This is a genomic window from Paenibacillus chartarius (assembly GCF_042432825.1).
GTDB classification, from domain to species: Bacteria; Bacillota; Bacilli; order Paenibacillales; family NBRC-103111; genus Gordoniibacillus; species Gordoniibacillus chartarius.
The window spans coordinates 51,888-64,464 of the sequence record NZ_JBHLWN010000076.1 but is presented as its reverse complement, the minus strand read 5'-3'; the positions used below and the strand labels follow the sequence as shown (position 1 = coordinate 64,464).

Here is a 12,577-nt window from a genome sequence, read left to right as displayed (position 1 = left end):
CTCTCTCCTATGTCTAAGTACTCTCTATGATTTCATCTCGGTCTCAAACTTGCCGACCATATAGTTTAATTCTTCCGCAACGCTGGAGAGCTTGCTCGCAAAGCTTGAAATGCTATGTAAGGAAGATTCCTGGGTGAGAACCGAATCCATAATCTTGCTAGTGCTGTTCGCCGTTTTCCTGGAGATGCTCGCCAGCTCCTCCATCATGGAAGTGACCTGCTCCGTGCTTGCGGACATCTGCTGCGTAGCGGAGGAAATATCCAAAATTTGATTGGAAACGACTTGCGATGCTTCAAGAATATTATTGAAGGATTCCCCTGTATTATTAGCGATGACCAGGCCTTTCTCGGTTTCTTTCGTACCTTGCGTCACGAACGAAACGGCGTTGTAGGTTTCCGATTGAATGTCGGCAATTAGCGCTTCAATCTGACTTGTCGATTGCTTCGATTGGTCGGCGAGCTTGCGTACCTCATCGGCCACTACCGCAAAGCCTCTGCCGTGTTCTCCCGCTCGAGCGGCTTCAATGCTGGCGTTCAGGGCAAGCAGGTTGGTTTGGGCCGTGATGTCTTTAATTAAATTGAGAATGTTGCCGATTTGTTCGGATTTCGATTCAAGCAGCTTGATTGTGCCTGCGGTCGTGTGCGAATTGGCATTAATGCGTCCCATTTGATCCGAAATCGTTTGTGCGGCTGTGTTGCCTTCTTCGGAAAGGTGTTTCATATCTTGAGATGCGTAGGCCACTTGGCTTGCGTTCTGAGCGATGACTTGCAAAGATGCGGCGATCTCCACGATCGATCGGCTGCATTCTTCCGTAGAATTTTTTTGCTGGTCGACATGTGCGTTCATATCCTTGATTTCCGTTGTAATCGTCTCAATGCTGTGTCGGTTGTTTTCGGTGATGCCGAACAGCTCGTTGGAAGCGTCGGCTACGCTTGTGGCGGTTTGCTTAATACTCGATAGTATTTCGCGAATATTCGAAAGCATTGTATTGAACTTTTGATTCAATTCGCCGAAGCTGCCTTTTTCCTCCAAGGTGAAGTTGAATTTTCCGTTGGATACTTGCTCGATCCCCCGCATCAAATGGTTCAGAGGCATAAGCGTTCTTCTTGCCACGACGTATTGCGCACCGCCGCAAAGGATCAGGGAGATGAAAAGCAGGATAATCGAGCTCCGGAGGAACGAATGTTGGGCTTCGGGAATCATTTTGGCGTCAACATCTACTGCAAAGTAAGCCGCAACATTTCCGTTATTGTCGATAATAGGATAAAGTACGCTCACCCAAGTACCGTAATCGTCGTTATAGAAGGAAGTAAAGGTCTCGGATTTGGTTTTCAGCATGCTCTTCAAACCGTTGACGATTTCTTTCGGCTGCTCGTACATGTCCCCAATCTTCAGGTTCGCTTCACTGAATGCTTGAATAACGTGACTCGGGAACGCGATCAGCGAAGTTTTATTTCCATCCTGCAGTTCGACGCCGAATATGTAGGCTTGAGCTACGTTTGCATTGAAAGCCGTGTAGCTGTCAAACAGCTTGGTTAACCTTTGCTGCTCGCTTGCTTCCCAGCGTTTGTCGCTAAGAGCACCCTCAACATCTTTATAGGTAATAGCTTGGGCCCATGCGGAGGTCATATTATGGGTTTGTTTTCTGAGTGAATCCGTTAAAATTTGGTTTTGGTTGTAGGCGCTGACGGAAATGAGCACCACCCCGATGATGAGAAGATTCAGCATCGAAAATAATAGATTTTTGCCGAAATAGTTTTTGGTCTTCAAGTTGACTGCACTCCTTACGATGTATTTGTAATGAATGTATAAACGTTGCGATGCGACAAAATAATCCATATTTGAGCAAAATTTGCACCCTGCATGCCGGAAGTGACGAAAAGAAGCCTACCCCAAAGATGTTCGGGATAGGCTATCTATCTCAAACTGGCGGTCTGGCGGCCATAGCTTTGTAGCCTTAGGCCCATAACTTTGCGCCCTTATCTTTCGACAAGTTTGCCATTTACAGCTATTCTTTTCTGACATTTAATGACTATTATAAATAATCAGATTGTTCATGTAAACATCCTGAGCCTGTAATATTTGTTAAAAAATCGTGAAGGATGGGGATGCGGAGCGCATCGAATTGTTGAAACTAACAATAAAAATAAAATTGTTTGAATATATTTTATGTGAAATGTATGGAAAATGAAAGGGGAAGATGTAGAAAGAAGGAAAATCATGTCGTAATGTGGAATGTGCCTAAAGTCCTTGGATACGCTAGTGAATTTGCTGTCTCAGAAAGCGTGAGGTTATTTCTGCAGTCCCAAGAATGTCAGATTATTTATGTTTCGTCTGACGATACGGAATCATCGTATCGTTTGCCCGCCGAAAGCATCGAGAGATCTGGAGATCGACGCTGAAGAGGCTGCCGGAATCGGCAGCCTCTTGTAAGCGCGAGTCATGCAGCTAGTGAGGATTGCCCCGACTCAACGAATGTATACATCCGTTCGATCGTGGTGCAGCTTGTCGACATGGTCAAGGATTTCGCTAATATCAGTGCTCTCCAGCTGGAAGCGGTCGTTTAAAGTAACGATCCATTTATCGTCAATGTAGGATACGACAATCACTCCATTGACAGCTTTAATGGCAACGTTCCGCATCTTCGCATCTTTCAACCCCATAATCTCATCGTACAAAGGATGAGGCTCGCCAGCTCTATGCAATTCCATATTATACCTCCGTTTTAGAGTTAGCGTACCCTCAGCATCACACCTTCATACCGAAATATTTGGGCTGCTTCTGCTCACAGTTGAGTCCGTCCGAACCGGATCAGCAGCTGAGGAACCGCCAGCAGCAGCGCGATCGCACTGTATAAGCCGAGCGTATAGCTGACCGGATAATTCAAGCCAAACCCTCCGACATAAACCGCAGTCAGCAGATGAATGCAAACGTTGGTAAAACAGAACGCATAGCTGCGTATCATCCAGTGCTTATGCGAGGTGATCCGCTTATTTTTGATTTCGATAAAAGCCTTAGCGGTGATAAGGAGCCAGACGATGTTGAGCACATTGAATCCGACGCTGCTGATCCTCCCGCCGGTGGCATAAGGCGCCAAGTATCCGGACGACAGCACGACAACGATGACGGAAGCCATGTAAACGTAACCGTTGATGCGGTGAAATTGGCGATATCGGTGCAAGAGGCGTTTGGAAAAATTGAGTACTCCCGCCGCCATTGCGATACAAGCGAATGCGACATGAACGTAGACGACATTGAACCAGGCCGGGAGGGGAAGCGGGCGCCTCAAGCCGGTTTTGTGACGGAGAAACTCTTTGAACTCGGGATCGATGAAGAGGATGTTCGCCAAAGTATAGAGGATGAGCATGATGCTGGCGCAAGCGACGAGCTTATATGCGATTCGGCCCTTTCCCATAAGTTCCCTTCCTTTCACCGCTCAGGCTCCATGCTTCGAGTGCCCGTTAATTGGGATGACGGCTGAGGGCTAGGGATCGAAGCAGCGCCTTGCTCCCCCCGGACGGCAGCCGACTTTTTCTTAGAACCGGAAGGCGCTAGACCGCAGCTTCGCCAAACCGTCCCCCTCCGTTCAAATTCAAACCATTGCTCGACTTCATGGGCAATACGCGGTCCAAGCTCCCGTTCAACCAAGTAAATCGCAGCATCGAGTCCCGAAGTAACGCCTCCGCTTGTGATCAGATTGCCGTCATCGACGATACGTGCGGGAACGGGAACGGCTCCGGTCGCTTCGAGCAGCTCCATGCCAAAGTGATGGGTGACAGCCGGTCTCCCGGCCAGCAAGCCGCCCATCGCCAGCAGCAGCGAACCGCCGCATACCGCCGCTACCGTGACGCCTTCCCGGTGCAGGGCCATTTTCATACGATCGGTTAACGTTGTGGACATGGCCCGGGCCAATACAGCCGGGATCGAATCGGGGCCGTCGTCGTCGACAGGACCGGATGCGCCCGGAACGATAATAATACCACGGCGTTCCGGATCCAGCTTGCCGCTTGCTTCCATACGCAGTCCATTGCCGCCGCTCGGCACGGCCCTTGCTCCTTCAGCGGTGACGAGCTGAACGCGCAGCGTGTCTCCCGTGAGCATTTGAGCAGCGCTGAACACCTCGTAAGGGGCCAGAGCATCCAATAAATCAAAGCCGTCAAACAGTACGATTTGAACATGCATATCCATTAGCTCCTCCATTCTGCAACAGCCGTTTCCTGAGGCTCCCTATCATCTTACGAGATGAACATCACGATGACATGCGCCAAACTGTCACAAATGTATCAACAAACCGTCACGAAGCTCCGATCGAACGGGTTCATGAAAGGAAAACATGGTAAACTTACTTGTAGTTGTTCACCGGATGGGGCAATCAAACGGAATATACGGCAGGCTGGCTGCGGGGAGGAGCATCGTGAACGATCGATTGACGGTTTTGGTTGTGGATGACGACGAAAGTATAGTCGAATTGCTGCGGGATTTTTTGGAGTACGAGGGCTTTCAGGTCAAGACGGCGGATGGAGCGGGACAGGCGCTGACGTTGTTCCGCGAGAGCCCGATTCACTGCATCGTACTGGATATCATGATGCCGGGGATCAACGGCTTCGAGCTGTGCCGGACGATTCGGGCGGAGAGCGATGTGCCGATCTTGTTCTTAAGCGCCCGCAGTGACGATGTGGACAAAATTCGGGGATTGACCTTAGGCGGAGACGACTATATCGTCAAAAATGCTTCGCCCGGTGAAATCATAGCAAGAGTGAAGGCTGTGCTGCGCCGATCCGGCGCTAAGCGGGGAGCGAACCGGAAGCTGCTGGACTATGGCCGCCTGAAGCTGGATTTGGCGACCAGGGAAGTATGGGCGGACGGACAGATCGTATCGTTGACGCCGAGGGAGTATGATTTGCTGCTTTGGTTCGTCGAACATCCCAGATTTGTCGTGTCCTACGATCAGCTGCTGCAGCGGTTCTGGGAGGGGGTTGGCGATAAGCATACGATTCGCGTGCATATGAGCCGGCTTCGCGACAAGATTGAAGCCGACCCAAGTCACCCGACATATTTGGTCAATGTGTGGGGCGTTGGCTATCGGTTCGAAGGAGGGTAACATGGGAACAATGCGAATTCGAACATTGACGATCCTCGGCTTCTTGCTCATTCTTACGCTGCCGTGGATTAGCTTTGTAACCGCGAATGCGATCGTAACGAAGTCATGGAGGCTGGGGGAGCATGAGTCCCGGCAAACGGCTGACGAGCGTATGGGCGGGGAGCTTGCCTACGTACCGCAAACGGCTGCGGCTGCCGCCGGGCTGCTGCTTGCTTTCGTCATTGCCGGGACCGCCATGCGCAGACTCGTGCTGCAGCCGCTCGAGAGCATGAGCCTTGCCGCGAGACAGCTTGCCAAGGGAGATTGGGACGTTCAGCTGCCGCGGCGGGGGGTTGCCGAAATCGCCGATGTGCAGGTCGGGTTCGATGTCATGGTGCAAGGGCTGCGGCAATCGTTCATGAAGCAGGCGGAGCTGGAGGAGCAGCGGCGGTTCGTCATGGCCGCACTGGCCCATGATCTGAGAACGCCGTTGTTTGCATTGCGCGGCTATTTGGATGGGCTGGAGCAAGGCATCGTGCAGTCGCCGGAGCAGATGGCGAAATATGTCGCGGTGTGCAAGGAGAAATCGGCGCAGCTGGATCGGTTAGTCGAGGAGCTCTTTACGTTTACGAAGACGGAATTGCTCACGCCGGAGCTTCTTCGCCGCACCGTTGATCTGAAGCTCATCTTTCAGGCTTCGATCGATAGCTTGACTCCGCAAGCTCGTATGAAACGGGTCGCCATTGTAACGGAGTTTACTGCGGACGCCTGCAACGTTACCGGCGATGCCCAGCTATTGGAGCGGGCGATGAACAATCTGCTGGATAACGCGGTAAGACATAGCCCGCCCGAAGGTCGGGTTACCGTATGCTGCTCGCGGGAAGGCGCCAAAGTATCGTTCGCCGTATGGGATGAGGGGGAGGGCTTCTCCGCCGAAGAGCTCGAGCGCGCTTTTGAGCCGTTGTACCGCGGAGATCCGTCGCGGAGCCGGGCAACGGGCGGAGCGGGACTAGGGCTGTCGATTTCACGGTCGGTCATTCAACGCCACGGGGGAGAGCTAAACGCGGCGAATCGTCCGGGCGGCGGAGCCGAGCTGTCGGGCTGGATGCCGGCCTCTGACGACTGATTGGTTGAGTCCATCGTTTACCTTCGCCTAAGGTGCTGGTATTATTTCGTACAATTTCTTATTGTGGCTCGAAAGGAATAAGGTGGGAAACGGAGAACATATTCATTCAATAAGAATTGGAGGCCTGAGCCTATGAAGTTCTCCGCTAACATACTTGTTTGGATGAAGAATATCGGACGTATACCCAAGTATATGAAGCTGCTTCTGGCATTCAGCCTGCTGATCGGGGCGATTCCGGTGCTCGCGCTCGGTACGTTTTCCTATTATGTCGCGAAAGGCGATGCGGAGCAGCGGACAAGGGAAGGCCAGATGCAGCTGCTTGCGCAGACGCAAATGCGCATCGAACAAATCATGAAGACACTGGAGCTTACAGCCATTCAATATGCCAACTCGCCGACCGTTACTTCAGCTCTCGGGGAAAAGCTCGATGTGACGGATCTGACCAGGGTCCGAAATCTTTTTTCCGGACTCTACAATTTGCAAGCGCTTCCAGGTATCAGCGGAGGTTATTTGGTGGATCAGGAGCATAATTGGATGATGAGCTTTACTTCGGTCATTCCGCTCAATGAGCATCCGCTTCGGGAACAGCTGGAGACGTACGCGAAGCATCCGAATAATTTGTTCTGGGATACGAGGTCGTCGGCCCTTGCCGTTGACAGCGAAGGGGAGAGCATCCGAAACGATACGATTCGCATGGTGCAGAAGCTTCCGATTTTGCCGTTTACCCAGCAGCCCCGGGGATTTTTGATCATCGAGCTGCTCAAGTCGCAATTCCGTACGCTATTGTCCGAGCATACGGAGGAGCTGGGGCGCATGTATGTGTTCGACCGGAACGGAATCGAATTCCTGGCGGGCAGGGAGAAGGAGGTGGTCTCTCTTGCTCCGACGCTTGCGCGAATTCAAGAGCGGATCCACCAAGGCGGCGAGTCCTCCGGATACGTATACGGCGATGTCGGCGGGAAGGGGATGATTTTCTCTTATCGGCATTCCGCTTATAACGGCTGGATCTACATGTACGTTATTTCCATAGACGAGATGACGCGGCAAACCCGGAAAATCGCGGTGGGCACGGTTGTTGCTTACGGCGCCATATTGCTCGTTGTTAGTGTGCTGGCCTGGATGATGAGCCGGCGGATGTATTCGCCCATCAAGCGGCTGGACGAGATGACGCAAACCGTACCTGTCGAGGGCGTGAACGAGAGGGATGAATTTTCTTCGCTGGAGGAGCGGTTTCGCAAGCTGTTCAGCGCCGGGCAGCAGATGAAGCAGCAGATGCAGGACCAATTCACGCAGCTGAAAGAATTTTTGATGCTGAAGCTGTTTGCCGGGCAGCTGTCCGAAAGCGATTTTGCCCATCGGAGCAAGATGTATGGCTTCCCGACCGAATGGAGCCGGCTCGCCGTTCTCACGCTGCAGATCGATACGCTGAAGGATACGCGCTACCGCAGCCATGATCGGGAGCTGCTGTTATTTGCGATCCACAATATGGTCGGGGAGCTCGTTCCCGCACAGCAAAGATTCAGCCCCGTTCTGCTGAATCAGTCGCAGGTGACGCTTGTGAAGAGCGATCTGGCCGGAGAGGCCGAGTTCAAGGAGTACTGCTGCAGTGTCGCGGAGCTGATCAGAGCGAAGGTGCAGGAGTTTCTTCAAGTGAGCGTCAGTATCGGTATTAGCCGTCCGTTTACCCGAACCTCCGATGCGGCGCTCGCCTACAACGAAAGCCTGGAAGCGCTCAAGAGCCGCCTGCATCTGGGGCACGGCATCATCTTGCACTATGAAGACGTTCGAGCAGGTTTAAGCGGTATGGCTGCCGCCGCATATACCCAGCTGAAATGGACGGAGGAGCAGCTGGTACAGGCGCTGAAGCTCGGTGGAACGGCGAAGGCGGTTCCATGGCTGGAAACGTATATATCCGAGCTTACCAAAAGCAACGTCAGTATTAACGAATATCCCGTCATGCTGATGCAGCTCGTATCGAGGCTTCATCAAGTCATTCAGGAGAAGGGTGCGGCGGTGCATCATGTGCTCGGCGAAGGCGCCTCGTACGCCCAGCTGATGAAGCTGAGCTCGCACGGAGAGATTGTGGACTGGTTGAAGAGCCGGCTGCTTGCTCCAATCGGCCAGTATCTGAACCGGCAAGCGGAGAATCAGTATATGAGCATCGCGGGTAAGGTCATTCAGCTGATCCGGGAAAGATACAATCAGGATTTAACGCTGGAAGGCTGCGCGGCGGAGCTGAACTTTCATCCGGTGTATTTGGGCCGGGTATTTAAGAAGGAAACCGGCATGACATTCAGCGAGTATGTTGCGGATTACCGGATGAGGCTGGCCAAGGAATGGCTGGAGACGACTACGCTGAAAATCTCGGACATTTCGGACCAGCTGAACTACTCGAATACGACTGCCTTTATCCGGATGTTCCGCAAAGTGGTCGGCATGACGCCCGGGCAGTACCGCGAACGGTGCGGGCGGCCGGGAGAATAGGCCATGGCTTTCGCTTGAAGGCCTCCGTCTGACGGTGAAGCGCAAGTCTTCCCGCCGGACCGGGGGCCTTGCCTATGGGAACTCTTGAAGTTGCAATCGGTTTATGCAGGTTCGTTTCGGGTAACACGATCCGGGGAATCCGCGCAAATCAAAGGTTTGACGGGGGATTCGCAAGAAGTTGCATACGGTCCATAGCATGTTATCGCGTGCGGCTCAATAATGGGAGTAAGCGGCGAAGACAAGGCAGGATCATGAAAGGAGGCTGGGGACTACGAAGTGAATACACAAGTGAAAGCTGATACGCGCATTAAAGAAAGCGCTAACAACAAGTTGGGATGGGCGAAAGATGTGCTGAAGGACCGCTGGCTTTACTTGATGGCTTTGCCGGGGATCGTCTATTTTCTGATATTCAAATACGTGCCGATGTACGGCATCATTATGGCGTTCCAGGATTTCAAGCCGCACCTCGGTTTTTTCGGCAGTCCCTGGGTGGGGCTTCGGCATTTCGAGCGCTTCTTCGGCGAAGAGCAGTTCTGGATGCTGTTCCGCAATACGTTTGTGCTCGCCGTCTATAATTTGATTTTTTTCTTCCCGCTGCCGATCGTTCTTGCCTTAATGCTGAACGAAGTAAGGAGAGAGAGATTCAAACGGTTCGTGCAGACGCTCGTTTACATTCCGCACTTTGTTTCATGGGTCGTCGTCGTCGGGATTTTTTACATCTTGTTCACGACCGAAGGCGGAGCCGTCAATGAACTGATCTATGCGGTTTCCGGAGAGAAAATCGCGTTCCTGCTGGAGCCGGATTGGTTTCGGACGATGATCGTCTCGCAATCGGTCTGGAAGGAAGTCGGGTGGGGAACGATTATCTTCCTCGCCGCTCTCGCCGGGGTTGATTTACAGCTGTACGAAGCCGCCCGTATGGATGGAGCCGGCCGTTGGCGCCAGCTGTGGCACATCACCTTGCCCGCCATCCGCAGTACGATCGTCATCCTGCTCATTCTCCGGCTCGGCCATTTTCTCGATTCGGGCTTCGAGCACATCTTCCTCATGCTGACTCCGACGAACCGCGAGGTCGGCGAAGTGTTCGATACGTATGTGTACGTCAAAGGCTTGACGCAAGGGCAATTCGGCTACAGTGCGGCGGTCGGCCTGTTCAAATCGGTCGTAGGGCTGCTGCTCGTGCTCGCCGCGAACTGGCTGGCCAAGCGCTTCGGTGAAGAGGGCGTTTATTGACCTCTGCAGAAAGGAGACGGATCATGAACCACGACAATACATGGAGCAACCGGCTGTTCGATGCGGTCAATTACAGCTTGCTGAGTCTGATTGGGCTCGTCTGCATCTTGCCGTTCGTGTATGTGCTGGCGGTTTCGTTCACAGCTCCGCATATCGTGGCGCAGGGAGGCTTTATCCTGTACCCGAAGGAGTTTTCGCTGGCAGCCTACCAGTACATTTTCTCCTCGAATACGCTGGTGCGAAGCTTGGGCGTTTCCATCTATGTCACTTTGCTCGGTACGCTCATCAACCTGGTGCTCACGTCGCTGCTGGCGTATCCGCTTTCGCGGCCCAGCTTCAAGGGGCGCCGCCTCATTTTGCTGGCCGTGCTGTTTACGATGCTGTTCAACGGCGGTCTCATTCCCACTTATTATGTGGTCAAGTCGCTGGGCATGATCGACTCCCTCTGGTCGCTCATGATTCCGTCGGCGATCAGCGCCTTTAATCTGATCGTGCTCAAAAACTTTTTCCAGCAAATCCCCGAGGGGCTGGAGGACTCTGCGAAAATCGACGGCTGCAACGATCTCGGCATTCTGCTGCGTATCGTCATCCCGCTGTCGCTGCCGGCCATGGCCACCTTCGGCTTGTTTTACGCAGTCGATCATTGGAACAAGTTTTTCAGCGCCGTTATGTATATTAACACGAATACAAAATGGCCGATTCAAGTTGTTCTGCGGGAAATCGTCATCAATGCGAGCAGCCGGATCGGCGACACGAACATGGATGAAATGAATATTCAGCCGCTGACGATCAAGATGGCGGTCATCGTGTTCGCAACGCTGCCGATTATCGCGGTTTACCCGTTCCTGCAGAAGCATTTTGCGAAAGGCGTTCTGCTCGGTTCGGTCAAAGGATAACCAGAAACGTATCATAGGGGAGGTTTACTTTGTGATGAGAAGAAACAAGAAGCTTACCTGGACAGTGTTAGCCTTGAGCGGTACGATGGCGCTGTCGGTCGCCTGCAGCAGCACCGGAGGCCAGTCGTCTGCCGGTCAAACTTACGGGGACAAACCGGCTGCCGCGGCCGAGGATACGACGCCGCTTAACCTGACCATCGCCTTCACCCAGGTCGGGGACATTCCGGCCAAGGGCAATCCCGTGGAGAAGGCCATCGAGAAGTATACAAACACGAAGATCGACTTCCAGTGGATTCCTTCCTCCGCCTATAACGATAAAATCAACGTGATGCTGGCCTCCAACGAAATGCCGAAGCTGCTGAAGGTGAACCAGGGCCCGACGGTTACGAACGCGATCGAGTCGCAATTATTTTGGGAAGTCGGTCCGTATTTGAAGGATTATAAGAATTTGAACGCGCAAAACAAGCAGTTCTTCGAAAATATTTCGGTCGAAGGCAACATATACGGCGTACCGCTGTACCGCAACATGGGGCGCGGGGCTGCCGTATATCGCAAAGATTGGTTGGATGCGCTGAACCTGACCTATCCGAAGACGCTCGATGAGTGGTACAACGTACTGAAAGCGCTGACACTGAACGATCCGGACAAAAACGGGAAGAACGATACGTACGGCATGGTGCTGCACAAGAAATACAATGAAGGCCAAGCGTCGATGATTACCCGCTTCGCCGTCATGATGGGCGGCGTCAACAAGTGGGGCGTCGACAAGGACGGCAATTTCACTCCGGAGTATACGACACCCGAGTTTCTCGACGTACTGAAGATGTTCCGCCGTTTGTACACGGAAAACTTGATCAATCAGGATTTCGCCGTCATCGATGCGACCGAGGCGGAGAAGCTGATGGATACCGGCCGGGCCGGCATCCGGTTCGGTGTCGCGACGAACGGCAAGAGCCAGCAGGACCGTCTGAACAAGACGAATCCGAAAGCGGTCGTCGACGTAGCCAGCTTCGAAGGGCCGAAAGGGATTCGCATCGCATCGGAGAACGGTAACAACGGCTTCCTCGTTATTCCGAAATCGGCGGTGAAGACGGAGGAGGAGATGAAGCGGGTGCTCGGCTTCCTCGATAAGCTGATGGATCCGGAGATGTCCACGCTGCTGCTCCGCGGCATCGAAGGAACGCACTTCGCCAATACGGCCGACGGCAAGACGGAGTTTATCGGCGACGGCTTCAATATGTTCCAGCGTGAAGTGAAGCCGTACCGGGATAATCTCACCGTGCTCGAAGGCTACAATGTGAAGCCGCTCAAGGACGTGCCGATCGGGGAGAAAGGGACGAAGATGGAGTCGGACGGCATCAAGTATATCGTCCCCAACCCGGCGCTCACGCTGAAGTCGATGACGTATTCGGAGCGGGGCTCGGAGCTCGATCAGATGATGATGGACGCGCAAACGAAATTTATTATGGGCAAGATCGACGAAGCCGGCTGGCAGGAGGAAATCAACAAGTGGAAAAAAGCGGGCGGCGACAAGCTGATAGCGGAATATAAAGCGGCCTATCAGAAGCTGAAGAAGTAGGACGCAACCGCTTAAGGAAATCGATGATAAAGAGGTTTTGTTTCACTTCAGAGTGAGACAAAGCCTTTTTCATTTTCAGAAATGAAACTGAACATTCATAATTTCACGAGCGATATCACTTTTTAAGAAGGAATCGGTCTATTTCCAAAGAGAATTATCATACTAGAAACGACTTGTAT

9 protein-coding genes, 1 pseudogene and 1 riboswitch are annotated in these 12,577 nt (G+C 52.8%); of the genes and pseudogenes, 6 read left to right on the top strand and 4 right to left on the bottom strand.

Annotated features, from left to right (window positions below):
* Nucleotides 1–24 precede the first annotated feature (24 nt).
* The 4 genes and pseudogenes from ACFFK0_RS19455 to ACFFK0_RS19440 form a co-directional block, all read right to left on the bottom strand.
* Nucleotides 25–1,770, bottom strand: coding sequence for a methyl-accepting chemotaxis protein (locus ACFFK0_RS19455; RefSeq protein ID WP_377471991.1), 1,746 nt, complete (start codon nt 1,768–1,770; stop codon nt 25–27).
* Between the two features lie 155 nt (nt 1,771–1,925).
* A riboswitch (cyclic di-GMP riboswitch) is annotated at nt 1,926–2,010 on the bottom strand.
* Between the two features lie 458 nt (nt 2,011–2,468).
* A complete protein-coding gene (locus ACFFK0_RS19450; RefSeq protein WP_377471990.1) occupies nt 2,469–2,711 on the bottom strand; it encodes a hypothetical protein in 243 nt (80 codons plus the stop codon).
* A gap of 74 nt (nt 2,712–2,785) precedes the next feature.
* Nucleotides 2,786–3,415 carry a DUF2306 domain-containing protein gene (locus tag ACFFK0_RS19445; RefSeq protein ID WP_377471989.1) on the bottom strand — a complete coding sequence of 210 codons (630 nt, stop codon included), beginning with the start codon at nt 3,413–3,415 and terminating at the stop codon, nt 2,786–2,788.
* A gap of 110 nt (nt 3,416–3,525) precedes the next feature.
* Nucleotides 3,526–4,182 (bottom strand): annotated as a pseudogene (locus tag ACFFK0_RS19440) (DJ-1/PfpI family protein); the annotation flags it as partial.
* A gap of 232 nt (nt 4,183–4,414) precedes the next feature.
* Between ACFFK0_RS19440 and ACFFK0_RS19435 the strand changes: the two are divergent.
* The 6 genes from ACFFK0_RS19435 to ACFFK0_RS19410 all read left to right on the top strand — a co-directional run bounded on the left by ACFFK0_RS19435 (nt 4,415) and on the right by ACFFK0_RS19410 (nt 12,398).
* Nucleotides 4,415–5,101 (top strand): response regulator transcription factor, encoded by a 687-nt coding sequence (locus ACFFK0_RS19435; protein WP_377471988.1) that lies wholly within the window; start codon nt 4,415–4,417, stop codon nt 5,099–5,101.
* Nucleotide 5,102: 1 nt separating this feature from the next.
* Nucleotides 5,103–6,206, top strand: a complete 1,104-nt coding sequence (locus ACFFK0_RS19430) for a sensor histidine kinase (RefSeq protein WP_377471987.1) — start codon at nt 5,103–5,105, stop codon at nt 6,204–6,206.
* A 132-nt stretch (nt 6,207–6,338) separates the two neighbouring features.
* Nucleotides 6,339–8,690 carry a helix-turn-helix domain-containing protein gene (locus ACFFK0_RS19425; protein ID WP_377471985.1) on the top strand — a complete coding sequence of 784 codons (2,352 nt, stop codon included), beginning with the start codon at nt 6,339–6,341 and terminating at the stop codon, nt 8,688–8,690.
* A gap of 306 nt (nt 8,691–8,996) precedes the next feature.
* A complete protein-coding gene (locus ACFFK0_RS19420) occupies nt 8,997–9,923 on the top strand; it encodes an ABC transporter permease (protein WP_377472039.1) in 927 nt (308 codons plus the stop codon).
* A gap of 23 nt (nt 9,924–9,946) precedes the next feature.
* Nucleotides 9,947–10,819, top strand: coding sequence for a carbohydrate ABC transporter permease (locus ACFFK0_RS19415; protein WP_377471984.1), 873 nt, complete (start codon nt 9,947–9,949; stop codon nt 10,817–10,819).
* 34 nt (nt 10,820–10,853) lie between these two features.
* Entirely contained in the window at nt 10,854–12,398 is a 1,545-nt protein-coding gene (locus ACFFK0_RS19410; RefSeq protein WP_377472038.1) for an extracellular solute-binding protein, read from the top strand.
* The last annotated feature ends 179 nt before the right edge of the window (nt 12,399–12,577 follow it).